This window comes from Micromonospora sp. WMMC273 (assembly GCF_027460285.1).
GTDB lineage: Bacteria > Actinomycetota > Actinomycetes > Mycobacteriales > Micromonosporaceae > Micromonospora > Micromonospora aurantiaca.
In genome coordinates this window covers 4934000-4960523 of sequence record NZ_JAPZBE010000001.1, presented here as the reverse complement: position 1 = coordinate 4960523, position 26524 = coordinate 4934000, and the positions used below count along the sequence as shown (strand labels likewise).

At 72.6% G+C, this 26524-nt stretch carries 25 protein-coding genes; 16 read left to right on the top strand and 9 right to left on the bottom strand.

The genetic code is table 11. The features are described 5' to 3' along the window. The first annotated feature begins 96 nt into the window (after window positions 1–96). Window positions 97–2100 (top strand): protein meaA, encoded by a 2004-nt coding sequence (locus O7611_RS22910; protein ID WP_194800603.1) that lies wholly within the window; start codon window positions 97–99, stop codon window positions 2098–2100. 17 nt (window positions 2101–2117) lie between these two features. Here the strand turns inward: O7611_RS22910 and O7611_RS22905 are convergent, their stop codons facing one another. Next, window positions 2118–2414: a DUF1540 domain-containing protein gene (locus O7611_RS22905; RefSeq protein WP_013288237.1), complete on the bottom strand. Its 297-nt coding sequence runs from the start codon at window positions 2412–2414 to the stop codon at window positions 2118–2120. Window positions 2415–2473: 59 nt separating this feature from the next. Next, on the bottom strand, window positions 2474–3091 hold the full coding sequence (locus O7611_RS22900; RefSeq protein ID WP_013288236.1) for a DUF4126 domain-containing protein: 618 nt from the start codon (window positions 3089–3091) through the stop codon (window positions 2474–2476). A 71-nt stretch (window positions 3092–3162) separates the two neighbouring features. Between O7611_RS22900 and nucS the strand changes: the two genes are divergently transcribed. Beyond that, complete coding sequence (gene nucS / locus O7611_RS22895; RefSeq protein WP_030503891.1) at window positions 3163–3822, top strand: endonuclease NucS; 660 nt, start codon at window positions 3163–3165, stop codon at window positions 3820–3822. Window positions 3823–3831: 9 nt separating this feature from the next. On the opposite strand, the gene O7611_RS22890 is transcribed toward nucS, so the two are convergent. Beyond that, a complete protein-coding gene (locus O7611_RS22890; RefSeq protein WP_269697558.1) occupies window positions 3832–5334 on the bottom strand; it encodes an aldehyde dehydrogenase family protein in 1503 nt (500 codons plus the stop codon). 215 nt (window positions 5335–5549) lie between these two features. Between O7611_RS22890 and O7611_RS22885 the strand changes: the two genes are divergently transcribed. From O7611_RS22885 to O7611_RS22855, 7 genes are all read left to right on the top strand, one after another. Next, window positions 5550–5996: an FHA domain-containing protein gene (locus tag O7611_RS22885; RefSeq protein ID WP_269697557.1), complete on the top strand. Its 447-nt coding sequence runs from the start codon at window positions 5550–5552 to the stop codon at window positions 5994–5996. A 200-nt stretch (window positions 5997–6196) separates the two neighbouring features. Next, window positions 6197–7261 (top strand): alpha/beta hydrolase, encoded by a 1065-nt coding sequence (locus O7611_RS22880; protein ID WP_269697556.1) that lies wholly within the window; start codon window positions 6197–6199, stop codon window positions 7259–7261. A 123-nt stretch (window positions 7262–7384) separates the two neighbouring features. After that, the gene (locus tag O7611_RS22875; RefSeq protein WP_194800607.1) at window positions 7385–9175 is read left to right on the top strand and encodes a 3-hydroxyacyl-CoA dehydrogenase family protein; all 1791 of its coding nucleotides are present in this window, start codon (window positions 7385–7387) and stop codon (window positions 9173–9175) included. A 41-nt stretch (window positions 9176–9216) separates the two neighbouring features. Continuing rightward, on the top strand, window positions 9217–9711 hold the full coding sequence (locus O7611_RS22870) for a SigE family RNA polymerase sigma factor (protein ID WP_194800608.1): 495 nt from the start codon (window positions 9217–9219) through the stop codon (window positions 9709–9711). Continuing rightward, window positions 9708–10787 carry a hypothetical protein gene (locus O7611_RS22865; protein ID WP_269697555.1) on the top strand — a complete coding sequence of 360 codons (1080 nt, stop codon included), beginning with the start codon at window positions 9708–9710 and terminating at the stop codon, window positions 10785–10787. The genes O7611_RS22870 and O7611_RS22865 overlap by 4 nt, the downstream gene beginning before the upstream one ends. 100 nt (window positions 10788–10887) lie before the next feature. Further along, window positions 10888–11220 (top strand): hypothetical protein, encoded by a 333-nt coding sequence (locus O7611_RS22860; RefSeq protein WP_269697554.1) that lies wholly within the window; start codon window positions 10888–10890, stop codon window positions 11218–11220. Between the two features lie 67 nt (window positions 11221–11287). Continuing rightward, window positions 11288–12097 carry an alpha/beta hydrolase gene (locus tag O7611_RS22855; protein ID WP_269697553.1) on the top strand — a complete coding sequence of 270 codons (810 nt, stop codon included), beginning with the start codon at window positions 11288–11290 and terminating at the stop codon, window positions 12095–12097. A gap of 4 nt (window positions 12098–12101) precedes the next feature. Here O7611_RS22855 and O7611_RS22850 read toward each other — a convergent pair whose 3' ends face one another. The 5 genes from O7611_RS22850 to mce all read right to left on the bottom strand — a co-directional run bounded on the left by O7611_RS22850 (window position 12102) and on the right by mce (window position 19584). Continuing rightward, the gene (locus O7611_RS22850; protein WP_194800611.1) at window positions 12102–13319 is read right to left on the bottom strand and encodes an AI-2E family transporter; all 1218 of its coding nucleotides are present in this window, start codon (window positions 13317–13319) and stop codon (window positions 12102–12104) included. Window positions 13320–13681: 362 nt separating this feature from the next. Beyond that, on the bottom strand, window positions 13682–15796 hold the full coding sequence (locus O7611_RS22845) for a hypothetical protein (RefSeq protein WP_269697552.1): 2115 nt from the start codon (window positions 15794–15796) through the stop codon (window positions 13682–13684). A 172-nt stretch (window positions 15797–15968) separates the two neighbouring features. Next, the gene (locus O7611_RS22840) at window positions 15969–17219 is read right to left on the bottom strand and encodes a DivIVA domain-containing protein (protein WP_194800613.1); all 1251 of its coding nucleotides are present in this window, start codon (window positions 17217–17219) and stop codon (window positions 15969–15971) included. 263 nt (window positions 17220–17482) lie between these two features. Then, a complete protein-coding gene (ccrA, locus tag O7611_RS22835; protein WP_194800729.1) occupies window positions 17483–18838 on the bottom strand; it encodes a crotonyl-CoA carboxylase/reductase in 1356 nt (451 codons plus the stop codon). Window positions 18839–19119: 281 nt separating this feature from the next. Continuing rightward, the gene (gene mce, locus O7611_RS22830) at window positions 19120–19584 is read right to left on the bottom strand and encodes a methylmalonyl-CoA epimerase (RefSeq protein WP_194800614.1); all 465 of its coding nucleotides are present in this window, start codon (window positions 19582–19584) and stop codon (window positions 19120–19122) included. Between the two features lie 62 nt (window positions 19585–19646). Here mce and O7611_RS22825 point away from each other — a divergent pair, with 62 nt between their 5' ends. From O7611_RS22825 to O7611_RS22815, 3 genes are all read left to right on the top strand, one after another. Then, complete coding sequence (locus O7611_RS22825; RefSeq protein WP_194800615.1) at window positions 19647–20840, top strand: acetyl-CoA C-acetyltransferase; 1194 nt, start codon at window positions 19647–19649, stop codon at window positions 20838–20840. A 12-nt stretch (window positions 20841–20852) separates the two neighbouring features. Beyond that, window positions 20853–21854, top strand: a complete 1002-nt coding sequence (gene meaB / locus O7611_RS22820; RefSeq protein ID WP_442929368.1) for a methylmalonyl Co-A mutase-associated GTPase MeaB — start codon at window positions 20853–20855, stop codon at window positions 21852–21854. A 188-nt stretch (window positions 21855–22042) separates the two neighbouring features. Beyond that, window positions 22043–22447 (top strand): Asp23/Gls24 family envelope stress response protein, encoded by a 405-nt coding sequence (locus O7611_RS22815; protein WP_194800617.1) that lies wholly within the window; start codon window positions 22043–22045, stop codon window positions 22445–22447. Between the two features lie 15 nt (window positions 22448–22462). Here the strand turns inward: O7611_RS22815 and O7611_RS22810 are convergent, their stop codons facing one another. Then, the gene (locus O7611_RS22810; protein WP_030503874.1) at window positions 22463–22879 is read right to left on the bottom strand and encodes a GntR family transcriptional regulator; all 417 of its coding nucleotides are present in this window, start codon (window positions 22877–22879) and stop codon (window positions 22463–22465) included. Between the two features lie 263 nt (window positions 22880–23142). On the opposite strand from O7611_RS22810, the gene O7611_RS22805 reads away from it, so the two are divergent. From O7611_RS22805 to O7611_RS22790, 4 genes are all read left to right on the top strand, one after another. After that, the gene (locus O7611_RS22805; RefSeq protein WP_269698153.1) at window positions 23143–23469 is read left to right on the top strand and encodes a DivIVA domain-containing protein; all 327 of its coding nucleotides are present in this window, start codon (window positions 23143–23145) and stop codon (window positions 23467–23469) included. Beyond that, window positions 23466–23723: a hypothetical protein gene (locus tag O7611_RS22800; protein WP_269697551.1), complete on the top strand. Its 258-nt coding sequence runs from the start codon at window positions 23466–23468 to the stop codon at window positions 23721–23723. Before O7611_RS22805 ends, O7611_RS22800 begins: the two co-directional genes overlap by 4 nt. 152 nt (window positions 23724–23875) lie before the next feature. After that, a complete protein-coding gene (locus tag O7611_RS22795; RefSeq protein WP_269697550.1) occupies window positions 23876–24592 on the top strand; it encodes a FadR/GntR family transcriptional regulator in 717 nt (238 codons plus the stop codon). A gap of 191 nt (window positions 24593–24783) precedes the next feature. Next, window positions 24784–26250, top strand: a complete 1467-nt coding sequence (locus O7611_RS22790) for a P1 family peptidase (protein WP_269697549.1) — start codon at window positions 24784–24786, stop codon at window positions 26248–26250. Window positions 26251–26524 lie beyond the last annotated feature (274 nt).

Below are 26524 nucleotides of genomic sequence, written 5' to 3'. Positions count from 1 at the left end.
TCGGTGGGCCGGCCGCACGCCGGCCCACCGGTGCGGGCATCGGGTTGTGTGGTTTTCCACACTCTCTTTTACTGAACGGTAACTTAAACTCCGGCCATGGACGACGCGATGCCGGGACGGCTGCCCGAGCGGGACCGCCCGTGGGTGATGCGCACGTACGCCGGGCACTCCTCCGCCGCGGCCACCAACGCGCTCTTCCGCCGCAACCTGGCGAAGGGGCAGACCGGCCTGTCGGTCGCCTTCGACCTGCCCACCCAGACCGGGTACGACCCGGACCACGAGCTGGCCTCCGGCGAGGTGGGCCGGGTCGGCGTGCCGGTGGCGCACCTGGGCGACATGCGGGCGCTGTTCGAGGGCATCCCGCTCGCCGAGATGAACACCTCGATGACCATCAACGCCCCGGCGATGTGGCTGCTCGGCCTCTACGGCACCGTCGCGGCCGAGCAGGGCGCGGAGCTGAGCCGCTGCGCCGGCACCACGCAGAACGACATCATCAAGGAGTACCTGTCCCGGGGGACGTACATCTTTCCGCCGGCGGCGTCGCTGCGGCTGACCGCCGACGTGATCGCGTACACACTGCGTGAGATGCCCCGGTGGAACCCGGTGAACATCTGCTCGTACCACCTTCAGGAGGCCGGCGCCACGCCGGTGCAGGAGGTGGGCTTCGCGCTGGCCACCGCCGTCGCCGTGCTGGACACCGTCCGCGACTCCGGCCAGGTGCCGCCCGAGCGGATGGGCGACGTGGTCCAGCGGATCTCGTTCTTCGTCAACGCCGGGGTGCGCTTCGTCGAGGAGATCGCCAAGATGCGCGCGTTCGGCGCGCTCTGGGACGAGATCACCCGCGACCGCTACGGCGTGGAGAACCCGAAGCAGCGCCGGTTCCGCTACGGCGTCCAGGTCAACTCGCTGGGCCTGACCGAGGCGCAGCCGGAGAACAACATCCAGCGCATCGTGCTGGAGATGCTCGGCGTCACGCTGTCCCGCGACGCCCGCGCCCGGGCCGTGCAACTGCCCGCCTGGAACGAGGCGCTGGGCCTGCCCCGCCCGTGGGACCAGCAGTGGTCGCTGCGCATGCAGCAGGTGCTGGCGTACGAGTCGGACCTGCTGGAGTACCCGGACCTGTTCGCCGGCTCGCACGTGATGACCGCGCTCGTCGACGACATCGTCTCCGGTGCCCGCGTCGAGCTGGAGAAGGTGCTGGAGATGGGCGGCGTGGTCACCGCCGTCGAGACCGGCTACCTCAAGAGCGCGCTGGTGGCGTCGCTCGCCGACCGGCGCCGCCGGATGGAGTCCGGCTCGGACGTGGTGGTCGGCGTCAACCGGTTCACCGAGACCGAGCCGTCGCCGCTCACCGCGGCCGGTGCCGAGGCGATCGAGCAGGTCGACCCGGCCGTCGAGGAGGCCGCCACCGACGGCGTACGCCGGTGGCGGGCCGACCGGGACGCGGCGGCGGTCGAGGCGGCGCTGGACCGGCTGCGCGCCGACGCCGCCACCACGGCGAACCTGATGCCGGCGACGCTGGACTGCGTGCGGGCCGGTGTCACCACCGGCGAGTGGGCGGGCGCGCTGCGCCAGGTGTACGGCGAGTACCGCGCGCCGACCGGCCTGGCCGGGGCGGTCGGCACAACCGGTGACGCGACCCTCGCCGGGGTCCGGGAGCGGGTCGCCGCGACCGCCCGGGAGCTGGGCAGCGGCCGGCTGCGGCTGCTGGTCGGCAAGCCGGGGCTGGACGGGCACTCGAACGGCGCGGAGCAGATCGCGGTACGCGCCCGCGACGCCGGCTTCGAAGTGGTCTACCAGGGCATCCGGCTGACCGCCGGGCAGATCGTCGCGGCGGCGGTGGAGGAGGACGTCGACCTGGTCGGCCTCTCCGTGCTGTCCGGCTCGCACCTGGCCGCCGTGCCGGCGGTGCTGGACGGGCTGCGCGCGGCCGGGCGGGGCGACCTGCCGGTGGTGGTGGGCGGGATCATCCCGGCCGCCGACGCCGAGGCGCTGCGGACCGCCGGGGTGGCCCGGGTGTTCACGCCGAAGGACTTCGCGCTCACCGGCATCATCGACGAGCTGGTCACAGTGATCCGCGAGGCCAACGCGCTGAGCTGAACGCCCTCGCGGGTGGGTCAGCGGCTCTCGTAGGTCATGCAGTCGGCCATGTCCATGTCCGGGCCGACGGTGATGGCCGGGGCGTGACACTCCAGGTCGGCGTTGTGCCGGCAGTCGGCGCGCGAGCACGCGCCGACCTGGGCGACCAACTGGTCGAGACCGCCGCGCACCGGCATCTCCACGAACGTGTGGCAGTGCGCGTGGTCGCTGCTGCCGATCGTGATGGCGAACGCGTGGCAGTCGTTCGTGTGGTTGTAGGCGCAGGACCGGACGGCGCACTCCTGGACCCGGGGCATCTCCAACGACGCGGTCATCTCCCGTACCTCCTTGGGTGTCTTGCCCCGATTTTAGAGGTTTCGGGAGTCGGTGCGCGTCAGACGCGGAAGCCCGCCGCGCGGGCGGCGGCGCGCTCGCGGCGCCGCTCCCGGCGGCGGCGGAACAGCCACGGTACGAAGAACACCAGGGCGACCAGGAAGACCAGGACCAGCACCGGCAGCAGCAGCGCCACCACCGACATGACCACGCTCGTCGCGTCCTCGGCGGTGCTGGCCACCGGCGCGCCCACCCCGGCGGTGGTCGCGTTGATGACCGGCCGGGCGGCGGCCTTGAGCAGGTGCACGCCGAGCGCGATGAGTACGCCGACCACCACCGGCACCCACTGGTGGGTGGAGAAGAACGTGTCCGGGTCGCTCACCGTGACGGTCTCCGAGCCGGCGCCCGCGCCGAACGCGAGCCCGCCCGCGGTCGGCCGCACCACCGTCTGCACCACGTCGTTGACGTGGTCGACCACAGGCACCTTGTCGGCCACCACCTCGACCGCGAGCAGGACGGCGAGGATCAGCACCACCCAGCCGTTGCCGAGCCACTGCCAGCCGCTCGGCAGCTCGACCAGATCGGTGTAGCGGGACAGCAGCCCCATCAGCAGCAGCGGGATGTAGGCGTTCAGGCCCGCCGAGGCGGCCAGGCCGGAACCGGTGAGGACTTCGAGCACGATCTCAATATGGCACCGGTACGCCAGTGGCGCTCGTCGGCGTCCGCCGGGGCCTCGGCTACCCTCGGCGGGTGCGGTTGGTGATTGCGAAGTGCTCGGTGGACTACGTCGGACGGCTCTCGGCCCACCTGCCCCCGGCGACCCGGTTGCTGATGGTGAAGGCGGACGGGTCGGTGTCGATCCACGCGGACGACCGGGCCTACAAGCCGTTGAACTGGATGAGCCCGCCCTGCCGGCTGGAGGAGGCGCCAGGCGTCTGGCGGGTGGTCAACAAGGCCGGCGAGGAGCTGCGCATCACCCTGGAGGAGATCTTCCAGGACACCTCGTACGAGCTGGGCGTGGACCCGGGCCTGCGCAAGGACGGCGTCGAGGCGCACCTGCAGGAGCTGCTCGCCGCGAACCCGGAGACGCTGGGGGAGGGCTTCACGCTGGTCCGGCGCGAGTACATGACCGCGATCGGGCCGGTCGACCTGCTCTGCCGGGACGCGGTCGGCGGCGCGGTGGCGGTCGAGGTGAAGCGGCGCGGCGAGATCGACGGCGTCGAGCAGCTCACCCGCTACCTGGAGCTGATGAACCGCGATCCGCTGCTCGCGCCGGTGGCCGGCGTGTTCGCCGCGCAGGAGATCAAGCCGCAGGCGCGGGTGCTCGCCACCGACCGGGGGATCCGGTGCGTGGTGGTCGACTACGACAAGCTGCGCGGCATCGAGCGCGACGAGCTGACGCTGTTCTGAGGCGCCGCCTCAGCGGCCCCGGCCGTACATCAGCTTGGCGATCTTGACAATGCGGGCGATGTCGGCCGGGGTGCGCTCGAACGTCATCGCCGGCAGCAGCGACCGGGCCCGGCGGCGGGTGACCGACTTGGGCCGGCCGAACTCGCGCAGCCCCTCCTCGCCGTGGATGCGGCCGAAGCCGGACTCGCCGGTGCCGCCGAACGGCAGCGTCGACATGCCGGCGAAGGTCAGCGCCGAGTTGACCGAGGCCATGCCGGAACGCAGCCGCCGCGCGACCGCCACCGCCCGCGCCCGGCCGAAGACCGAACCCCCGAGCCCGTACGGCAGCGCGTTCGCCCGCTCGACCGCCTCGTCCACGTCCCGGACGCGGTTGACCACGAGCGTCGGGCCGAACGTCTCCTCCTGCACGGCGGCCGAGTCCTCCGGCACGTCGACCAGCACCGTCGGGTGCACGTACGGCGGCTGGACCGCCTCCGGGCCGCCCAGCACCGCCCGGCCGCCCCGGTCGATCGCGTCGTCGATGTGCCGGCGGATGACGTCGATCTGCGACGGCATGGTGATCGGGCCGAGGTCGGAGCCGTCGGCGCCCACGGTGAGCCGCCCGGCCTTCGCCACCACCTTCTCCACGAAGGCGTCGAAGACCTGGTCGACCGCGTAGACCCGCTCGATGCCGATGCACGTCTGGCCGGCGTTCGTCATCCCGCCCCATACGCACGCGTCGGCGGCGGCGTCCAGGTCGGCGTCGCTGTCCACGATCATCGCGTCCTTGCCGCCGGCCTCCAGCAGCACCGGTGTGAGCGTCTCGGCGCAGGCGGCCATCACCCGCTTCGCGGTGGCGGTCGAGCCGGTGAACGCGACCTTGCCGACCCCGGAGCGGCACAGCGCCGCGCCGACCGCGCCGAAGCCGTGCACCACCTGGAACACCGGCTGCTCCGGCACCACCTCGGCGAACCTGTCGACCAGCCACTGGCCGACCGCCGGCGTGTACTCGCTGGGCTTGAACACCACCGCGTTGCCTGCCGCGAGCGCGTACGCGGCGGAGCCGATCGGGGTGAAGACCGGGTAGTTCCACGGGCCGATCACACCGATCACGCCGTACGGCTGGTATTCGAGGTGACCGCTGAACTCGGCGAGGACCAGGCGGGAGCGGACCCGGCGCGGCCCGAGCACCCGCTGCGCGTTGCGGGCCGCCCAGTCGATGTGCTCCAGCGCGGTGAGGATCTCCACCACCGCGTCCCCGACCGGCTTGCCGCCCTCGGTGTGCATCAGGTCGGCCAGTTCCTCGATCCGCCGGGCGAGCACGCCGCGCCAGCGCTGGAGGCGGTCGCGCCGGCCGGCGAAGCCGAGCCCGGCCCACCAGTCACCGGCCGCCCGGGCGCGGTCGACGGCGGCGCGCACGTCCGCCTCGGTGGCCAGCGGAAATCGGCCCGCCTCGGCGCCGGTGGCCGGGCTGGTCGACACCAATTGACCCTCGGAGATGAGCGGGGCGCCCGGCACATGTACAGCGGTCATGGCCGAAGTCTAGACCCGAGGATTACTCGCCGGTAGGTGTCGAATGCGCCGTACGCTGCGCGGACGATCAGCCGTCGCATCGACGGAAGTGCCGTCCGAAACGGCGAACGGGAGATGACCGGCCGGGGTCGCGGGGGTGACCGCGCGGTGGTGCAAGCCACTACGGTGAGGTGGCAGGCTGACGCCGCGGGGCGATGTGGGGTGGAGGACTGTCCATGGAGGAGCATCCTGAGCTGATGCCGTTGCTGACGGTGTCGGGCGGGGCGATGCGGGGGCTCACGTTCCGGGTCGGCCAGGAGGCGCAGGTGATCGGCCGTGCGCCGACCGCCGACATCGTGCTCGCCGATCCGCACCTGAGCCGGCGGCACGCCACCGTCCGGGCCACCCCGGAGGGGGTGCTGCTCACCGACCTCGGCTCGACGAACGGCACCTGGCTCAACGACACCCGGGTCACCGGCAGCGTGGCGATCGCCGACGGCGACGTGGTCCGGCTCGGCCGCACCGATCTGCGCCTCTACGACCCGGGTGTGGCCCGCACCGACCCGGTCGGGATGAGCTTCGGCGTGATGCGCCGCGACCAGCGCCCCACAGTGCCGCTGCCCGTCCCCGGGCCGCGCCAGCCGATCGAGGCGCGCGAGGCGCAGCCAGCCGACGCCCGCTAGCCCCTCACCACCCGCCGCCCTCTCGGGCCCCCCGCGACCCTCGGTTGATCATGAAGTTGGCGGCGGTCCGCGTCCGATTTGTCGCCGCCAACCTCATGATCGACGCGGTGAGGGGGCGGGGGTGTGCGCCACCGTCGCGTGCGGCGGTGTGGGGGTGGGGCACATGGACCGGGGGTGGGGGCGCGTGCCAGCATGCGCGGATGCGCAGCGCACGGCTCACGGTCCAGGCCAACGGCATCACCCAGGCGGTCCGCGTGGCCGGTCCACCGGACGGCGTACCGGTCCTGCTGGTGCACGGCAACGTCTCCTCCTCCGCGTTCTGGGAACCGTTGCTGGCCCGGCTGCCGGAGACGCTGCGGGTGGTCGCGCCCGACCTGCGCGGCTACGGCGAGACAGACACCGCGCCTGTCGACGCCACCCGGGGGCTGGACGACTTCGCCGACGACGTGGCCGCGCTGCTGGACGCCCCGGGGCTGTTCCTTCCCGGCGCCCGGCCGGTGGTGGCCGGGCACTCGCTGGGCGGCGGCGTGGCGATGCGGCTGCTCGTCGGCCACCCCGAGCGGGTCGCAGGGCTGCTGCTGGAGGCGCCGGTGTCCCCGTACGGCTTCGGCGGCACCCGGGACCTCGACGGCACCCCGACGACGCCCGACTTCGCGGGCACCGGCGCCGGCGGCGCGAACCCCGACTTCGTGGCCCGGCTCGCCGCCGGTGACCGGAGCGCGGACGGCCCGACCAGCCCACGTGCGGTGCTGCGTGCCGCGTACGTGGCCGACCCGGCGTCCCTCGGCGACGACGAGGACCTGCTGCTGGAGAGCATGCTGACCACCGCCACCGGGGACGACAACTACCCGGGCACCGCCGTGGCCTCGGCCCACTGGCCGGGGACCGCCGCCGGTCCGCGCGGCGTGCTCAACGCGCTGGCCCCGGCCCACTTCCGGCTCGCCGACGAGCTCGTCGCCGTGCCGGTCAAGCCGCCGGTGACCTGGGTACGCGGCGACGCCGACGTGATCGTCTCGGACACCTCGCTGTTCGACCTGGCGTACCTCGGCCGGCTCGGTGTGGTGCCCGGCTGGCCGGGCGAGGCCCAGTGCCCGCCGCAGCCGATGGTCGGGCAGACCCGCGCGGTGCTGGACCGGTACGCGGCGGCCGGCGGGACGTACCGCGAGGTGGTGCTGCCCGGCTGCGGGCACAGCCCGCACCTGGAACGGCCGGCCGAGATCGTCGCCGAACTGCTGGCGCTGACCGGGGAGAACGCCACCGGGTGAGGCGCGGTGCGTGAAATATCCCACGGCGTCTCGACAACACAGCGTCACGTGGCAGACTCCGGCGCATAACCTTAGCGGCCGTTCATGTCGCGGACGGCGGAGTCGAGCCAGGGGAGGCCGGTCGTGGCGCGGGAGTTCACCAGGGTGGGCGTGGTGGGTCTGGGCACCATGGGTGCCGGCATCGTGGAGGTGTTCGCCCGCAACGGCGTCGACGTCACAGCCGTCGAGATCTCCGACGCGGCGCTGGAGCGCGGCCGGACCACGCTCACCGGCTCCACCGACCGGGCCGTCGCCAAGGGCAAGCTCGCCGAGGCCGAGCGGGACGCCCTGCTCGCGCGGGTCGACTTCCGGGTCGGCCTGGACGCGCTGCACGACGTGGACCTGGTGATCGAGGCGGTGCCCGAGCACCTGGACCTCAAGCAGCGGATCTTCGCCGAGCTGGACCGGGTCTGCAAGCCCGAGGCGATCCTCGCCACCAACACGTCGTCGCTGAGCGTCACCGAGATCTCCGTCGCCACCACGCGGCCCAACCAGGTCATCGGCATCCACTTCTTCAACCCGGCCCCGGTGATGAAGCTGGTCGAGGTGGTCCGCACGGTGGTCACCTCCGCCGACGTGGTCGCCGACGTGGAGGCGCTCTGCGAGCGGCTCGGCAAGGTCGACGTGACGATCAGCGACCGGGCCGGGTTCATCGCCAACGCGCTGCTGTTCGGCTACCTGAACCACGCGGTCGGCATGTTCGAGGCCCGCTACGCCACCCGCGAGGACATCGACGCCGCCATGAAGCTCGGCTGCGGTCTGCCGATGGGCCCGCTGGCGCTGATGGACCTGATCGGTCTGGACACCGCGTACGAGATCCTCGACACGATGTACCGGCGCGGCGGCCGGGACCGCCGGCACGCCCCGGCCCCGCTGCTCAAGCAGATGGTCACCGCCGGTCTGCTGGGTCGGAAGTCGGGCCGCGGCTTCTACACCTACGAGCGGCCGGGTTCGCCGAAGGTCGTACCCGACGAGTACACGCCGCTCGCCGCGGACGCCGCGCTCGCCGACGGCGCCCGCGCCATCGCGAAGGTCGGCGTGGTCGGGTCCGGCACCATGGCCACCGGCATCATCGAGGTGTTCGCCAAGGCCGGGTACGAGGTCATCTCGGTGACCCGGGGCGCGGAGAAGTCCGCGAAGGTCTGCGAGGCGGTGAAGACCTCGCTGAACAAGGGCGTGGTGCGGGGCAAGCTCAGCGAGACCGACCGGGACGACGCGCTCGGCCGGATCACCTGGTCCGCGACGCTGGAGCACCTGGCCGACGTCGACCTGGTGGTCGAGGCCGTGATCGAGGAGCTGAGCGTCAAGAAGGCGCTTTTCGCCAGCCTCGACGAGATCTGCAAGCCGGGCGTCGTGCTCGCCACCACCACCTCGTCGCTGCCGGTGATCGACGTGGCGATGGCGACCCAGCGTCCCGCCGACGTGGTCGGCCTGCACTTCTTCAACCCGGCGCCGATCATGCCGCTGGTGGAGATCGTGCAGACCATCCGCACCTCCGCCGAGACGTCGGCCACCGCCCGCGCGGTCTGCGCGAAGCTCGGCAAGACCGGCGTGGTCTGCGGTGACCGGTCCGGCTTCATCGTCAACGCGCTGCTGTTCCCGTACCTGAACGACGCGGTGAAGATGCTGGAGGCCAGCTACTCGACCGCCGACGACATCGACTACGCGATGAAGCTCGGCTGCGGCTACCCGATGGGCCCGTTCGAGCTGCTCGACGTGGTCGGCCTGGACGTCTCGCTGGCCATCCAGCGGGAGCTGTACCTGGAGCTGCGCGAGCCCGGATTCGCCCCGGCGCCGCTGCTGGAGCACCTGGTCACCGCCGGCTACCTGGGCCGCAAGTCCGGCCGCGGGTTCCGCGACCACACCCGGCGCTGACCGCTGTCAACAGCCGGGCCCGGTGACGGCGTCTTCGAGGTGTGACCTTCGAGGAGTACGTCGGCAGCCGCGGCCCGGCGCTGTTGCGTCTGGCCCGGCTGCTGACCGGTGACGCGCACCGGGCCGAGGACCTGACCCAGGACGTGCTGGCGCGCGCGTACGTGCACTGGCGGAAGATCGCCCGGATCGACCGGCCCGACGTGTACGTGCGCCGGATGCTCGTCAACGCCAACACGTCCTGGTGGCGGCGGCGGTCCAACCGCGAACTGGCGGTGGACACGTTCGCCGACCGGCCCGAACGCGGAGACCTGAGCGGCGAGGCGGCGGACCGGGACGAGATGTGGGGGCTGATCCGCGCCCTCCCGGACCGCCAGCGCGCCGTGCTGGTGCTGCGCTACTACGAGGACCTGGACGACGCCACGATCGCCCAGATCCTCGACTGCTCCCCGGTCACCGTCCGCACCCACGCGATGCGGGCGCTCGCCCACCTCCGGGAGCGCTGCGGCGTCCCGATGACAAAGGGGAGCCGGCCGTGACCGACCTCGACCAGCGGATCGCCTCGGTGCTGCGGGAGCACGCCGAGGGCGAGACAGACACCGGGCGCCTGCTGCGCCGCTCCCGCGCGCTCGGCCGGCGCCGGCAGGTACGCCGCCGACTCATCGCCGGCACCGCGCTCGCCCTGGTCGGCGTGCTCGGCTTCACCGGCGCGATACGCGCGGACGTGGGCGGGCTGGCCGGGCGGATGCCCTGGACGGCCGCAACCCCGGAGGCGGCGCCACCGCCGGTGCCGCCGCTCGCCGACGGGGTGCCCGGGGCGCTTCAGCGTCCCGATCTGGTGGGTACCGACCCGCAGGTGCTGCACCTAGGCGTCGACACCACCCGGGCCCGCTATCTGGGCTGGTCCGTCCACAGCGCCAACCTGGTCGAGTCGATCCGGTTCAGCGTCGGTGACGGGCACCCGGTCCTGCTCGAGGTGAGCCCGGTGGCGAAGACCCTCGACGACACCCCGATCGAAGGCTTCCCGGTGCAGGCCGTCAGCGGTCGGCTGACCTTCGACGGTGCCGTGTTGCGGGTCGCCGGTACCGACGGTCTGGTCAAGTCGTGGCAGCCCTTCCCCGGTCTCTACGCCCGGGCGGCCACGCTTCGCGGTGACGTAGCCGCCTTGGACCGGGTGGCCGGTCTGGTGCGCTGGGAGGAAGCCCGGCGATGCACCGGGCCGGTCCGACCGACCACGTTGCCGGCGAATGCGGCGGTGACGGGATGCTCGGTGGACGCGGCCGCCTTCCCGAAGGGCCTCACGGTTCAGCTCACCGTCTTCCGGGCACCTTCGTCGAACATGTGGATCAAGCTGGTCTACGGGGCGGAGATGGGGGAGGACACGGGCCGCGCCAGCAACCGCGACCTCGGTGGCCGTCCGGGCTTCCGGTATCCGGACGGCAACCGCCTGGAACTGCTCGGCCTGCCCAAGGTGCGGTTGACAGTCGACTTCGCCTGGCCCTTCCCCGGCTACGGACCCCCGGGCCAGGTGAACTTCACCGAGGCCGACGCGGCGACGGTGCTCGTCGGGACGAAGGTGGCGAGAGACCTCACCCGTCCGCAGACCTGGCCCTGATCGGTCACCACGAGCAGATCCTGGTGCGGAACGGCCCCGGGAAGGGCGCATCCGTACCAAGATCGCCCGACCCGGGTCCGGCCGGCGGACCGTACGCTTGGTGACCGTGAGCCCTCGTCGCAACCGCCCCCGCCGGGAGGAGAACCCCGGCCTGGACGCCGAGCGTGCCCGCCACGGCGTGCCGACAGTGCAGCAGTGGCGCGACGGCGACTGGCAGATACGCGCGATCAGCGGCGGGGCATCGGTCAAGACGTACCGTTGTCCCGGCTGTGACCAGGAGATCCGTCCCGGCGTGGCGCACGTGGTGGCCTGGCCGGCCGACGACCGGGGCGACCTGACCGACCGCCGGCACTGGCACTCCGGCTGCTGGCGGGCCCGGGACCGGCGCGGGCCGAACCTCCAGCGCGGCCGGGGCGCCCCGCGCTACGGCTGAGCGATCTGGATCACCCGGTTCCCGTCCCGCTGGGCGGCGGGGCCGCCGACGCGGGAGACTGGCAGGCGTGAGCACTCCGATTCGCGCGTCGTCGATCCTGCCCGGCCGCCGGGAGGACATCGAGCTGCACACCGCCGACGGGCTGACGCTCGTCGGTGAGCTGGCCCGGCCGCTGGACCGTGAACCGGCCGCCACACTCGTCTGCCTGCACCCGCTGCCCACCCACGGCGGGATGATGGACAGCCACGTGTTCCGCAAGGCGGCGTGGCGGCTGCCCGCGCTGGCCGGCCTGGCCGTGCTCCGGTTCAACACCCGGGGCACCAGCAGCGTCCGCGGCACCAGCGAGGGGGTGTTCGACGGCGCCGTCGGCGAGAAGTTCGACGTGGCCGCGGCGATCGAGTACGCCGAGTTCCACGAGCTGCCGAACATCTGGCTGGTCGGGTGGTCGTTCGGCACCGACCTGGCGCTGAAGTACGGCTGCGACCCGGCGGTGGCCGGCGCGATCCTGCTCTCCCCGCCGCTGCGCTACTCAGCCCCGGAGGACCTGGGGGTCTGGGCCGAGACGGGCAAGCCGCTCACCGCGCTGGTCCCCGAGTTCGACGACTACCTGCGGCCGGAGGAGGCCCGGGAGCGCTTCGCCGCCGTGCCGCAGGCCGAGGTGGTGGGCGTGGACGGCGCCAAGCACCTCTGGGTCGGCGACGCGGAGAAGGTGCTGGACGAGATCGTCCGGCGGGTCGCCCCCGGCGTACCGCTGCCGCTGCCCACCGCCTGGGACGGCCCGATGGAGACCGGCGACGTCAGCGCGTACGCCGACCGCACCGTCGCCGCGTTCGCCGACACCCCGGTGCCCGGCCCGGCCCAGCGGCGCGCCGAGTAACGGCTCAGCGCGCGTCCTGACGCGGTAGCACCACCTCGCGCAGGATCAGCTGCAACGCGGCGACCGTCGGGATCGCGATGAGCGCGCCCACCACGCCCAGCAGCGCCACCCCGAGCAGCGCGGCGAGCAACGCGGCCACCTCGTTGACCGACACCGCCCGGCGCATGATCTTCGGATAGATCAGGTAGTTCTCCACCTGCTGGTAGAGCACGAAGAACACCAGGCAGGCGATGCCCACCGGCAGGTCCGTGGCGAGCCCGACGAGCGTCACCACCACCGCGCCCAGCGTCGCGCCGATCTGCGGGATCAGGTCGGTCACCGCGACCACCACGGCCAGGGCGAACGGGTACGGCAGGCCGACCGCCAGCGCGAACACGAACGTGCTCACCCCGGCCAGCACCGCGATGGCGAGCGCACCGACCATGTACGCGCCGACCCGGGTGAGGATCTCGTCGCCGATCAGCCGGACCCGCTCCCGGCGTGAGCGCGGCGCCAGCGCGTACCCGAGTTCGCGCAGCTTGTCGAAGTACGCCAGGAAGTAGATCGTCAGCACCAGCACGGTGAGCAGACGGAAGATCGTCCCGAAGATCAGTTGCGCGCCGCCGAGCACCCCGCCGAGCGCCCGCCCGACGTTGTCCGCGTTCGCCGCCGCCTGGACCCGCTCCATCACGTCGTACCGGATCACCAGGTCGTTGACCGTGGGGTTGCGGCGCAGCTCCTCGACGTACCCGGGCAGCTGCTGGATGAACTGACCGGACTGGGTCACCACCGGCGGCACCAGCGCCAGCAGCCCGGCCACGATCAGCAGCAGCAGGGTGAGCGTCACGACCGCCACCGCCAGCCCGCGCGGCACGCCCCACTTGCGCAGCCGGACCACCGCCGGGTGCAGGCCGACCGCGAGGAACAGCGCGATCACCACGAGCACCAGGATGCCGGCGGCGTTGCGGATGCCCAGGAACAACGCGTACGCGAGCAGCACGCCGAGCGCGCCGGTGAACCCGACCAGGAAGGCGCTGCGCCGCAGCGGGCGTCCCGGTACGCCGAAGCGCCCGCTCGGCTCGAACTCACCCGGCTCGACGTCGGTCGGCCGTCCGCTGCTCGTGTCCGTGCCGGATCGCGGTTCGCCGGCGGCGGTCGTGGCGTCGCGCGCGGGTTCCGCCTCGCCGGTGGGGTGCACGGCCGCCGCCTCGTCACCCGGGACGGCGGAACCCTCCTGCGACACCCGTGCCTCCCGGCTCCCGCGCTGCCCGGCTCGCCCGCCGGTGCCGTCCACGCCCGACGCGCGGCCCTCTGCCCGCAGGGTAGTCCTCGCCGTCCGCCCCGACCATCCCACCACCACTTCCCGCCGGGCCGTCCCGGCGCGGGTCACCCGCCAGTTCGGGGAGGTGGTGTGGTCCGGGTGGGTGGGATGCCGCCACTTCGCCGAAGTGGCGCTGGGTCCGCCAGGTCGGGGAAGTGGTGGGGTCCGGGTGGGGCGGATGCCGCCACTTCGCCGAAGTGGCGCTGGGTCCGCCAGGTCGGGGAGGTGGCGTGGTCCGGGTGGGGCGGATGCCACCACCTCCCCGATCCGGCGCGGTGGGTGGATCAGTCCTTGTCGACAGTCACCGTGCTGGGCTTGGCGCTGCGCTCGTCGGTGGTCGGCTTGGTCGGGCGCTTGCCGTTCTCACCGGTGCTGGTGATCTTCGTGGGGGTGGCGCCCCGGCCGCCCTCACCCGGTACGGCGGCAACAGTGGGCTCGCCGTCGACGCCCGCTCCGCCGGGGGAGTCCATCGTGGTCACCGGTTCGCCGACCGGCTTCGCCTTGCCCGCGTCGGCGGGCTCGCCGTCACCCCTGGCCGGCCCGGCGCCGTTGGGGACCGCGGTGGCGGTGCCCTTCGCGGCCACCGGCGCCCCGCCGCCGGCCGGGGTGTCGCCGGGGCTCTCCGCGCCGCTGGTGACCGGCGTGCCCTCGCCCGCCGGCGTGCCCTCGCCCGCCGGCGTGCCGTCGCCGGTGGACCGGCCGGTGGAGGCGGCAGCGAGGTCGTCCGGGTCGACCGGGGTGGCCGCGATCCCGGCCGAATCGGCGTCGCGCCGCAGGTCGGTGAGGCGGCGCTGCAGGTCGTCGGACTCCTGCCGCGACTTCCAGGTCTCGGTACGCAGGTCGGCCAGCTCCTGCTGGGCCTTGGCGATCTCCAACATGACCCCGGCGAGCTGCTGCCGGCCGGCGGCCACCTCCTGCTGGGTGGCGGCCAGGTGCTGCTGCGTGGTGGCGAGGTGCTGCTGGGTGGTGGCCGCGTACTCCTCGAACTGGCGTCGCGAGGCCGCGACGTGCTCGTCGGCCTTGCGGCGCTGCGCGCCGGCGTCCGCCTCGGCGCGGCGCAGCAGCTCGGCGGCCTCCAGCTCGGCCTGCTGCCGCATGCTCAGCGCGTCGGCCTCGGCGGCCTGCCGGACGTCGGCGGCGGTGCGCTCGATCTCGTCGCGCCGCGTCGTGTACGCCTGCTCCAGCTCCTCCTGCCGCTTGGCGTGCTGCTTGTCCAGCTCGTCGCGGCGCTTGGCGAACTCCTGCTCGGCGGCGGCCCGGCGCTGGGCCAGCTCCTTCTCCGCGCCGTCCCGCCGCTCGGCGACCTCCTTCTCCACGCCGGCCCGCCATGCGCCCAGCTCCTGCTGGGTCTGCGCGCGGGCCTGCTGCACGTACGCCTCGGTCTCGGTGCGCATGCGCTGCACGTACGCCTCGACCTCGGCGCGGTTGCGCTTCCCGGCCTCGGCGGCCTCGGTGGTGAGCCGGTTGGCCTCGCTGCGGGCCCGGCCGCGGGTGGCCTTGGCGGCCTCCTCCGCGTCGTCCACGATCTTCTTGGCCTCGGCCAGCGCCTTGGCGTGCGTGGCCCGGCCGGCCTCGGCGGCGGCGTCGGTCAGCCGCTTGGCCTCCTGCTGGCCCTTGGCGTGCACCTCCTTGGCCGCCTCGCGGAGCTGGTTCGCCTCCTGCTGGGCCTTGGCCAGCGCCTCCTTGGCCGACTCCCGCAGCCGCGCGGCCTCCTGCTGTGCCCGGGAGTGGATCTCCTTGGCGGTGTCGCGGAGCTGGGTGGCCTCCTGCTGGGCCTTCGCCAGTGCGTCCTGGGCGGTCCGGCGCAGCTTCTCGGCCTCGTCCTGGGCGGCCGTCCGCAGCCTCGTCGACTCGTCCTGCGCGTCCTTGCGCAGCTTCGCCGACTCGTCCTTGGCGGCCTTCAGCGTGGCCTCGGCCTCGGCCTTGCGGGCGGCGGTGTGCCGCTCCTCCTCGGTCCGGCGGGCCGCAAGCGCGATCTCGAAGTCCTTGAGCGCCTGGGCGGCCTGCTCCCGGGCCTCCTCGACGATGTGCTCGGCGGCGGCGCGGCGGGCCTCGATCTCCTCGTTGGCGGCGGCCAGGATGTCGTCTGCCTGCTCCTCGGCCATGGTGAGGATCTGCTCGACGCGCGGACCGAGGTGCCGGAACGACGCCCGGTCCACCACCGCCGCCTGCTTGCGCACCTGGGCCAGGTCGCGCTGGAGCACCTCGACCTGACCGGCCAGCTTGTGGATCTGGGTGTATGCCTGTTCCCGCTCGGTGGTCAACGCCGCGATCTCGTGCTCCGCGCGAGCGACGTAGCGGTCGACCTGCCGTTTCTCGTATCCCCGCAGGGCTGACTCGAAGCTGGGCTCCGTCGTCACGTCCCCGCCGAGCGCGAACAGTTCCTCGCCGTGCGACATGCCCCCATCCTCACACGCATCCGGCTCTGCTGGGGCGATACGGACGCCCCTTCTGGGAGCTACTTCACCCTCCTGGCGAAACGGGCCGCACAAGCATGACGGCGCGGGGCGACACCGGTCACCCGGCGTCACCCCGCGCCGTGGCTCATGCCCCCGACAGCGGGTGTAACGGTCAGCCGGCCGACTCGGCCGTCACCTTCTGCGCGGCGGCGTCGCCCTTCGGCGCCTCGGTCTTGCCGCCGGCCGGCACGCCCGGCACGATGCCGGCCAGGCCGGACAGCATCTGCCCGAGCTGCGAGGTGACCGCGTCCTTCTGACGGGTCAGGTCCTCGACCTCGCGGCGGGCCGCCTGCGTGGTCAGCTCGGCCTCGGTGCGGGCCTCGTTGAGCACCCGCTGCGCCTCGGCGCGCGCCTCGTTCAGCGTCTTGTCGGCCAGCGCCTTGGCCTTGTCGACGGTCTCGTTGGCGGTGCGCTCGGACTCGACCCGCCGGGCCTCGGCCCGCTGCTCGATCTCCTTGGCCCGCTCCTGCGCGGCGCGGGCGCGCTGCTCGGCCTCGTTCACCAGCTTCTGGGTCTGCGCGACCTGGGCGGCGTGCCGCTCCGACTCCTCGCGCTCGGCCTTCTCGCGCCGCTCGGCGAGCTGGAGCTCCAGGGCCTGCAGGTCCTTGTCGCGCTTGTCGCGCGCGTCGGTGAGCAGCTTGGTCGCCTCGGCCCGCTTCTCCTCGGCCTCCCGGGCGGCCTTGGCCCGCTGCTGGGTGATCTCCCGCTCGGCGGTGGCGCGCAGCGTGGCGACCTCGCGCTCCACGGTCGACTTCAGCTCGGCCACCTCGTGCGCGGTGACCGTACGCAGCTGCTTGGTCTCCCGGTCGGCGTCGGCGCGCAGCGTGTCGGCCTCGCGGCGGGCCTGCACGCGGACCTCGGCGGCCTCGCGCTCGGCGGCGGTACGGACGCTGCCGGCCTCACGCTCGGCGGTCGCCTTCATGGCGGCGGCCTCGGCGCGGGCCTTGTCGGTGATCTCACGCGCCTCGAGGCGGGCGGCGGAGAGGATGCCCTCCGACTCGCGCTTGGCCTCGTTGCGGTGGTCGTTGGCCTGCTCCTCGGCCAGCCGCAGGATCTGCTCGACGCGAGTGCCCAGGCCGGAGAGCGTCGGCCGGCTGTTCTCCTCGAGCTGCTTGTTGGTCTCGGTGAGCTTCTGCTCCAGCGCGCTCTGGCGCTGCTCGGCCTGCCGCAGCCGGCGCTGGGCGTCGTTCATCCGCTGCTCGGCCTCGGCGCGGGCCTGTTCGGACTGGCTCAGGGCGGCGCTGAGGCGGCCGATGAAGTCGTCGACCTGGTTGGTGTTGTAACCACGCAGGCCAACGGTGAAATCGGGCTGTGAGTTCGCGTTATCGAAGAACGCAAGAGGGGAGGACTGCTGCTGGGGCATTGGGACATACTGGCAGACGCCCCAGGGTGGTTCGCAAGAGCGGTCGGCACCTTTCGCGTCCTGTTTACATGGTCAACTCGGTCGGCCGGTGAGACCGGACCAATTGGCGATCTTGGCAGCTCCCGGGCGGGTGGGGCGGGTCGGGCTTCTGCGGGGAAGGCGGCGCGAAAAGGGCCGCGGGTGGGTACCCGCGGCCCTTTGTGCGTACGCCGGTCGAATGGTGCCCGGCTCCGCCGGAAAGGCAATCCGGTGCGACCGTACGGTCAGTGACCGCGGAACCGGTTGATGGCGCTTTCGTGGCGCGAGCGCATCTCGGTGTCCCGGACGCCGAGCCCGTCGGCGGGGGCGAGGCACCGCACGCCGACCTTGCCCTGGTGCGCGTTGCGGTGCACCTCGTACGCGGCCTGGCCGGTCTGCTCCAGCGCGTACGTCTTCGACACGGTCGGGTGCACCTTGCCCAGCGCGACCAGCCGGTTGGCCTGCCACGCCTCGTGGTAGTTGGCGAAGTGGCTGCCGACGATGCGCTTGAGGTGCATCCACAGGTAGCGGTTGTCGTACTGGTGGTTGAAGCCGCTGGTGGAGGCGCAGGTGACGATCGTGCCGCCCTTCTTGGCGACGTAGACGCTGGCGCCGAAGGTCTCCCGGCCCGGGTGCTCGAAGACGATGTCCGGGTCCTCGCCGCCGGTCAGCTCGCGGATGCGCTCACCGAAGCGCCGCCACTCGTCCTGGTCCTGGGTCTGCTCGTCGGACCAGAACTTGAACCCCTCGGCGGTCCGGTCGATGACCAGCTCGGCGCCCATCTTGCGGCACAGCTCGGCCTTCTCCGGCGAGGAGACCACGCAGACCGGGATCGCGCCGCCGTTGAGCGCCATCTGGGTGGCGTAGCCGCCGAGGCCGCCGGAGGCACCCCAGATCAGCACCACGTCGCCCTGCTTCATGTTCGCGCCGTGGTGCGAGACGAGCTGCCGGTACGCGGTGGAGTTGACCAGCCCCGGGCTGGCCGCCTCCTCCCAGCTCAGGTGGCGTGGCTTCGGCATCAGCTGGTTGGCCTTGACGATCGCCAGCTCGGCCAGGCCGCCGAAGTTGGTCTCGAAGCCCCAGATCCGCTGCTGCGGGTCGAGCATCGTGTCGTCGTGGCCGGCGGAGTCCTCCAGCTCGACCGAGAGGCAGTGCGCGACCACCTCGTCGCCGGCCTTCCACTTGGTCACGCCGGGCCCGGTGCGCAGCACCACGCCCGCGGCGTCCGAGCCGACCACGTGGTACGGCAGGTCGTGGCGGCGGGTCAGCTCGGAGAGCCGGCCGTAGCGCTGGAGGAACTTGAAGGTGGGCAGCGGCTCGAAGATGCTCGTCCACACCGTGTTGTAGTTGATCGCGCTGGCCATCACCGCGACGAGCGCCTCACCCGGGCCCAGTTCGGGGGTGGGCACCTCCTGCACGTGCAGCGCCTTGCGCGGGTCCTTGTCGCGGGTGGCCATGCCCTCGAACATGCGGGTGTCCTCGGCACGCACCACCACGCCCCGGTAGCTCTCCGGCACGGGCAGGCCGGCGAGGCCGGCGAGCTCCCGCTCCGGCTGCGACGAACCCTCCGCCGCCATGATCGCTTCGAGGATGTCCTGCACGGTGACCTCCCGTTTGTCCACACCCGCACGACGCGGGCAGGGGTGCTGCCATCGTCGGCGCCGGTGCGACGGGACCGCCATGTCGGCAATCGACACATTCGGCAACCGGTCGCCGCTGCTGTTCGGGCGGACGTTACTGAACGGTAGCTAAAGCGGGAACCCCTCTGTGAAAAACTGCATCCACCGATGCGTGGAGGTGTCCGTGGGAACGTGCAAGTGCGCACTGCCGCGCGCCTTCTCACATGCCGGGAGGGGGCCGCGACCGGCCCCCTCCACGCGCGTCAGGCGGGCTGGACCAGCTCGATCAGCACGCCGCCGGCGTCCTTGGGGTGCACGAAGTTGACCCGGGAGTCCGACGTGCCGCGCCGGGGCGCGTCGTAGAGCAGCCGGACGCCGCGCTCACGCAGCGCCGCGCATGCCACGTCGATGTCCGCCACCGTGTACGCCACCTGCTGGATGCCCGGACCGCGCTTGTCCAGGAACTTGCCGATCGTGGTGTCCGGCGAGAGCGGCGCGAGCAGCTGCACCATGCCGCCGGAGGCGTCCGGCCCGACCGCGAGCATCGCCTCGCGTACGCCCTGCTCGTCGTTGGTCTCGGTGTGCACGCAGCGCATCCCGAACGTGCGCTGGTAGAAGTCGATCGCGGCGTCCAGGTCGGCCACGGCGATCCCGACGTGGTCGATGCGGCGCAGGCCGATGTCTGTGACAAACTCGGCAGCGGGCTCGACGGGGGAGTTCTCAGCCATGACGCTAGTCTGACCGAACAATCGTTAAGGCGTACAGGTCGGCACCCCCTCGGAGGCAGGCAATGGCTTCGGTGATCGTCAGCGGCGCGCGGACCCCCATGGGGCGCCTGCTGGGCAACCTCAAGGACCTCCCCGCGACCAAGCTCGGTGGCATCGCGATCAAGGCGGCCCTGGAGCGCGCCGGCGTCGCGCCCGAGCAGGTCCAGTACGTGATCATGGGCCAGGTGCTCCAGGCCGGCGCCGGGCAGATCCCGGCCCGGCAGGCGGCCGTCGAGGCCGGCATCCCGATGTCCACCCCGGCGCTGACCATCAACAAGGTCTGCCTCTCCGGGCTGGACGCGATCGCGCTCGCCGACCAGCTCATCCGGGCCGGTGAGTTCGACGTCGTGGTGGCCGGCGGCATGGAGTCCATGACCAACGCCCCGCACCTGCTGCTCGGTCAGCGCTCCGGCTACAAGTACGGCGACGTGACGGTCAAGGACCACATGGCCCTCGACGGCCTCACCGACGCCTGGGACTGCTGCTCGATGGGCGAGTCCACCGAGCGGCACGGCGCGAAGCACGGCATCACCCGCGAGGAGCAGGACGCGTTCTCCGCGGCCAGCCACCAGCGCGCCGCCGCCGCGCAGAAGAACGGCCACTTCGGCGACGAGATCACCCCGGTGGTCATCCCGCAGCGCAAGGGCGACCCGCTGGTGATCAGCGAGGACGAGGGCATCCGCCCGGACACCACCGCCGAGTCGCTCGGCAAGCTGCGTCCCGCCTTCACCAAGGACGGCACCATCACCGCCGGCAGCTCCTCGCCGATCTCCGACGGCGCGGCCGCCGTGGTCGTGATGAGCAAGGCCAAGGCCAAGGAGCTGGGCCTGACCTGGCTGGCCGAGATCGGCGCGCACGGCAACGTGGCCGGCCCGGACAACTCCCTGCACTCGCAGCCGTCCAACGCGATCAACCACGCCCTGAAGAAGGGCGGCCTGAGCATCGAGGACCTCGACCTCATCGAGATCAACGAGGCGTTCGCGGCGGTGGGCATCCAGTCCACCCGTGACCTCGGCATCAGCCCCGACAAGGTCAACGTCAACGGCGGCGCGATCGCGCTCGGCCACCCGATCGGCATGTCCGGCGCCCGCCTCGTCCTCACGCTCGCGATGGAGCTGAAGCGGCGCGGCGGCGGCACCGGCGCGGCGGCGCTCTGCGGCGGTGGCGGGCAGGGCGACGCGCTGATCATCCACGTGCCGAACGGCGCCGAGAGCTGATTGCTGATACCTGTGAACGATGCACAGAACGCCCCGGCGGCGGCCACCGGCCCGGTGCGCCGCAGCCGGGACGTACCCATGCTGGTGGAGCGGGCCCGCGCGGGTGACCCCCGCGCGGTGGCCCGCCTGATCACCCTGGTCGAGTCCGGCGACGAGGTGCTGCCGCAGGTGGCGGCGGCGCTCGCGCCGTACGCCGGGCACGCCCAGGTGGTCGGCCTGACCGGCTCGCCCGGTGTGGGCAAGTCGACCACCACGAACGAGCTGGTCCGGGCGCTGCGGGCGCGCGGGCACCGGGTCGGCGTGCTGGCGATCGACCCGTCCAGCCCGTTCACCGGCGGCGCGATCCTCGGCGACCGGGTCCGGATGCAGGACCACGCGACCGACCCGGGCGTCTACATCCGCTCGATGTCCAGCCGGGGCCACCTGGGCGGGCTCTCGGCGGCGACGCCGCAGGCGGTGCGGGTGCTGGAGGGTGCCGGCTGCGACGTGGTGCTGGTCGAGACCGTCGGCGTCGGGCAGGCCGAGGTGGAGGTGGCCTCGCTGGCCGACACCACGCTCGTGCTGCTCGCGCCGGGCATGGGTGACGCGATCCAGGCCGTGAAGGCAGGCATCCTGGAGATCGCCGACGTCTTCGTGGTCAACAAGGCCGACCGGGACGGCGCGGACGCCACAGTCCGCGACATCCAGGGCATGATCGCGCTGGGCGAGCGCGGGCCGGGGGAGTGGCGTCCGCAGGTGGTGCGCTCGATCGCCGCCCGTGCCGAGGGCATCGACGACATCGCCGCCGCGATCGACAAGCACCGCGACTGGCTGGCGCGCCACGGCGAGCTGCGCCGCCGCCGGGAGGCGCGGGCCGCCGCCGAGATCGAGGCGATCGCGCTGGGCGTGCTGCGCGCCCGGATCGGCTCACTGCGCGACGGTACGCAGCTTCCGACGCTCGCCGCGAAGGTGGCCGAGGGCGCGATCGATCCGTACGCGGCGGCGGACGAGCTGCTTTCCCAGCTAGGCTCCTGACCCGCCCCCGCCCCGTCCACCGCTGCCACCTGACGGAACGCCGATCTCGCGTGACGGGAGGCGCTCCCACAAACCCCGCGATCTTGCAGTTGCGGCCCCGGTTGCGCCTGCTTCGCGGCTTGTGCCGGGGCCGTAACTCCATGATCGACGGTCGATGTACGCTCCCTCGGACGAAGGAGGGTGGGCGCGTGGAGCACGACGCTACTCAGGAGCTGCCGGCGATGCCTGAGACCGTGGCGGGCGGGAGCACTTCGGTCTCGGACGAGGTGGTCGAGAAGATCGCGGTGGCCGCCGCGAAGTCGGTGCCCGGGGTTGCCGAGCTGGGCGGCGACATCGCCCGCTTCTTCAACGCCGTGCTGGACCGGGTCGGGCTGGAGCAGGTCGGGGACGCGCGGCGCGGCTGCTCGGCGCACGTCACCGACGGGTCGGCAGTGGTCAACCTCGTCCTCGTGATCGACGCCGGGTACCCGGTGCCGCAGGTGACGGGTGAGGTCCGGGCCGCGGTGGCGTCCGCGATCGAGGCGTACGGGCTGCGGGCCGCCGAGATCAACATCAAGGTCGACGACGTGGCGATGGGTACGCCCACCGCCTGACGCGCGCCGCCCGGCTCAGTCGTGTGCCGGGCGGGTCAGCTCCACCTCGTCGCCCGGCAGCAACTCCACGTCGCCCTCCGGGCCGTGGATCTCGAGCACCGGTACGCCCTCGTCCAGCAGCATGTTCCGGCGCTCGGCGCCGGTAGGCATCCGCGCGACGACTCTCGCGCCCGCGGCCAGCTCCACCTGCCTGCGCTGCGGCGTCTCCCGGACCCGCGTGCCGAGCGGACGGCTGGTGGTGACGAGCCCTTCCGATCGCAGCAGCGAAATCGCCATCCGGACCGCGTCGCGGCCGATCTGGTGCTCCTGGCTGAGCCGCGACTCGCTGCCGACGCTCGCCCCGGGCGGCAGCGCGCCCGATTCGATCTGCTCTCGGATCAGGTCGGCGAGCTGGACGTAGACCGGCGTGTGCGAGCGCGGATCGATGGTCATGACGTAAGCCTTGTGCCCCGGTAGATCTGATCCATCAAGGCTTTATGGCGATGATGGGTTGTAGCCATGTTGGATTCTTGCTATGGTCGGAGCGTGTTCGTGCGGTAACCGGCGCACATGACTCCTTCGAGTGCTCAATCTCGACTGCCCCGGTGCCGTACCGCGAAGTGACGCTGCGGTGGCGGGGCGGGCGGGTCCGCCCGCGCGCGGCGGGCGGGTGGTCCCGCCCTTCCAGTCCCTTCGACCACGAGAGGCAGGCGTTCGTGCGGTGGAACCTCCGGTGGCCCGGTCGGCGCGCGCGAGCCGGTCGCGGCACCACCCAGCCGGGCTGCTACCGGGCGGCCAACTACACGCCGTTGCGCCCCTGGCAGGTGCGGGAACGGCGGTTCCGGACGACCCGGCGGGGCCGGCGCGGGCTCGACCCGGCCGAGGTGCACGAGTTCCTCGACCGGGTGGCGCTCGACCTGGCCGACGTCTACCGGGCGCTCGGCGTCAGCCGGGAGGAGACCGCGCGGGTCCGGGACGCGCTGCGGTGCTGGCAGTCCGAGCAGGCGCAGAGGCGGATGAACGCGGGAGCGTACCGTCGATGAGTTCCCGCGAGCGGTTCGTCATCCACCTGCCGGTCGTCGCCGGTGACCTGGCCGGCGCCGTACGCCTGGCCCGGGTCGTCGCCCGCTGGTCGGGCGTGCTCGCCCAGGCCGACCCGGGCAAGACCACCGTCTCGGCCGAGGACGAGCAGGGCGTACGCCATCGGGTCTTCTGCGATCTTCGGATGGGCGACGGCCGGCGCTGCCTGCTGCGGGCCGACCACGACGGCCCGTGCGCCCGCCGGCTGCTCCGGTGACCCGCCGCGCGGCCTGCGCACTCGTCGTGGCGGGCGGGGGCTGACCACCGCGCGGGTCGATGCACCGTACCGTTGTTCCCAGCGGCGCGAGGCCGCCGTGCGTCGGGAGGTTCGCCATGCCGAAGGGTGTCTCGTTCGCTCCAGTGCGCACCGTGAGGGCGTACGAGGGGATCGTCCGGCAGGTCGAGGAGCGGATCGCCGCCGGGGATCTGCGGCCGGGGGACCGCCTGCCGAGCGAGCGCGAACTGACGACCCAGTTCGACGTCAGCCGGTCCACTGTGCGTGAGGCGCTGCGCGTGCTGGAGAGCAGCGGCCTGATCCGTTCCCGCCCCGGTGACCCGCTCGGGCCGCAGGTGATCGCGTCGACCGCCTCGGCGATGCGCAAGCTGTTCGCCCGGGTCGTGGACAGTCGGCGGCTCGGCGTGGCGGAGCTGCTCCAGTTCCGCATGATCATCGAATCGGCGGCCGGGTCGGTCGCCGCCCGGCTGGCGTCACCGTCCGAGTTGGACGAGCTGGAGCAGGCGCTGACGGGCATGCGCGACGCGGTCGCCGAGGGATACGAGGCGTTCAGCGCGGCGGACCTCCGCTTCCACGAGTACGTCGCCCGGCTGTCCGGGAACGAGTTGCTCGTGCTCTGCCTCGACGCGGTACGGAGCATGGTGCTGGACCTGATCTCGACCAAGCTCGCCCAGGCTCCGGACCCGGAGGCCCTGATGGAGCGCACGCTCGCGCACCACCGGCGCGTCATCGACGCGATGCGGGCGGGCGAGGCCGACGAGGTGGCCCGGCTGACCCGTCAGGAGCTGCACCACTACTACGCCGAGTACGTGCCGGAGGCGCGCCGCTCGATGGTGGACGTATTGCTCTGAATCCGCCTGATGTGGCCTGACCTCGGATTATTCGAGTCGGCCATCAGCTGAGCAGGCTCTTCCCTTCAACTGGTCTGACCAGTAGCCTCCGTCACATCTCGTCGTGTACCACGGGGGACCACCAGTTGCCCAATGCATCGACCGCCCCGGATCGGGGCGGAGGTCGCACCGCTTCACATGGGAGAAGCTGCATGAAGTCGTCCAGATTCGCCGCGTTCGCCGCGGCAGCCCTGGTCTGTCCGGGACTCGTGCTCGTCGGGTCGCCCGCGTCGGCCAACCCCGCCGCCGGTGCCCCGGGCGCCCACAATGCCATCACCGACGTTCCCGGCATCCAGGTCGGCCAGGTCCAGTCCGACACCGCTCCGTACCTGACCGGCACCTCGGTCGTCTACATGCCGCAGATGTCCGTGGCGAGTGTGGACCAGCGTGGTGGCGCCCCCGCCACCAAGGAAACCGACCTGCTCAGCCCGCTCAACTCCAACCCGGGCGTCAACGCGATCCAGCTCGGCGGCAGCAGCATGTACGGGCTGTCTGCCACCAACGGCATCATCCGCTGGCTGGAGGACCGCGGCGAGGGCGTACGCGTCGGCGCCGGCGGTGTGGCCCCGATCGTGCCGGCCGCTGACATCTTCGACCTCGGCCGCGGCGGCGACCCGAAGGCCCGCACCTCCGCCGAGTGGGGCTACCTCGCGGCACAGGCCACCTCGGACGGTCCCGTTCGCCAGGGCGGTGTCGGCGGTGGCACCGGCGCCCGGGGCGGCGGCATGCGCGGCGGCGTCGGCACCGCGAGCGTCCACCTCGGCGACGGCATCTACGTCGGCGCGATGGTGATCGTGAACCCGGCCGGTTCCCCGGTCGACCCGGCCGACTGCACCCTGTACGGCGTCAAGTACGGCATCGGCGACGAGTTCGCCGGGTACAAGGCTCCCAAGAAGAAGGAGTGCAACCCGCCGACCCCGCCGGCCGCCGCCGCCGAGCAGCCGGCGAACACCACGATCGCCGTGGTCGCCACGAACGCCCCGCTGGAGAAGGCCGCCGCGCAGCGCATGTCCGGCAACGCGCACGACGGCATGGCCCGCGCGATCAGCCCGATCCACACGCTCGGCGACGGTGACACCGTGTTCGCGGTGTCCACCGGCAAGGGCGAGGCGCTCCAGATCAACGACCCGGCCGACAGCCGCCAGCTCAACGCCATCTTCAACGCCGGCGCCAGCACGCTCGCCCGGGCCATCGCCAAGGCTGTCCTCTCGTCCGAGAGCATCGGCAACACCACCAGCTACTGCGACCGCTACCCCTCGGCCTGCAAGGGCATGAAGCAGCTCAAGCAGTGGCGTACGCAGGGCAACGCCCCGGACGTGACCCCGCAGACCTTCGCCCAGGCGACCCAGGCGCTGGCCCAGACCCCGGTCCCCGCGCCGGCCGGTGCCGACAACGGCAAGGACAAGCCCAAGCCCAAGGCCGCTCCGGCGGGCAACACCACGAACGACGCCGCTCAGGAGTCGCAGAACGGCATGGTTCTCGCCTCCGGTAACACCGGTGGCCCCACGCTCTCCACGGGTGTGACCACGGGCCTGCTGGCCGCCGCCATCCTCGGTGTCGGCCTGCTGGGGATGCACCTGCGGGGACGCCGCCGGACGCCCTCCACCCGGCTCAGCTGACACGCACGCTGTCTCACCTCGCGCCGGCACCGTAGGCGCGTGACGATCGAGGCGGGCTCCGTCCACCCGGACTGGGCCCGCCTCACGTCGTTCCCGCCCCGCCGCCCGGTGGCGCGTCCGCGCTCGGTCTAGCCCGCCGATCTTGGAGTTGTGGCACCTCGCACAGCTCGCATACGGGGCATCCCAGGCGCCACAAGTCCAAGATCGACGGGGCGCGGGGCGTTCTACGCCGACCCACTTCGCAGCACGTCAGCTCCTGGCGTGTGGAGTGCGA

Excerpts from the sequence above, each read along its gene's own strand:
- O7611_RS22810 (WP_030503874.1), bottom strand. The coding sequence starts at position 22,879 with ATGACCATCGATCCGCGCTCGCACACGCCGGTCTACGTCCAGCTCGCC.
- O7611_RS22790 (WP_269697549.1), top strand. The coding sequence starts at position 24,784 with ATGAAGTCGTCCAGATTCGCCGCGTTCGCCGCGGCAGCCCTGGTCTGT.
- O7611_RS22880 (WP_269697556.1), top strand. The coding sequence starts at position 6,197 with ATGCGCAGCGCACGGCTCACGGTCCAGGCCAACGGCATCACCCAGGCG.
- O7611_RS22825 (WP_194800615.1), top strand. The coding sequence starts at position 19,647 with ATGGCTTCGGTGATCGTCAGCGGCGCGCGGACCCCCATGGGGCGCCTG.
- O7611_RS22910 (WP_194800603.1), top strand. The coding sequence starts at position 97 with ATGGACGACGCGATGCCGGGACGGCTGCCCGAGCGGGACCGCCCGTGG.
- O7611_RS22885 (WP_269697557.1), top strand. The coding sequence starts at position 5,550 with ATGGAGGAGCATCCTGAGCTGATGCCGTTGCTGACGGTGTCGGGCGGG.
- O7611_RS22845 (WP_269697552.1), bottom strand. The coding sequence starts at position 15,796 with ATGTCGCACGGCGAGGAACTGTTCGCGCTCGGCGGGGACGTGACGACG.
- O7611_RS22800 (WP_269697551.1), top strand. The coding sequence starts at position 23,466 with ATGAGTTCCCGCGAGCGGTTCGTCATCCACCTGCCGGTCGTCGCCGGT.
- O7611_RS22890 (WP_269697558.1), bottom strand. The coding sequence starts at position 5,334 with ATGACCGCTGTACATGTGCCGGGCGCCCCGCTCATCTCCGAGGGTCAA.
- O7611_RS22905 (WP_013288237.1), bottom strand. The coding sequence starts at position 2,414 with ATGACCGCGTCGTTGGAGATGCCCCGGGTCCAGGAGTGCGCCGTCCGG.
- O7611_RS22840 (WP_194800613.1), bottom strand. The coding sequence starts at position 17,219 with ATGCCCCAGCAGCAGTCCTCCCCTCTTGCGTTCTTCGATAACGCGAAC.
- mce (WP_194800614.1), bottom strand. The coding sequence starts at position 19,584 with ATGGCTGAGAACTCCCCCGTCGAGCCCGCTGCCGAGTTTGTCACAGAC.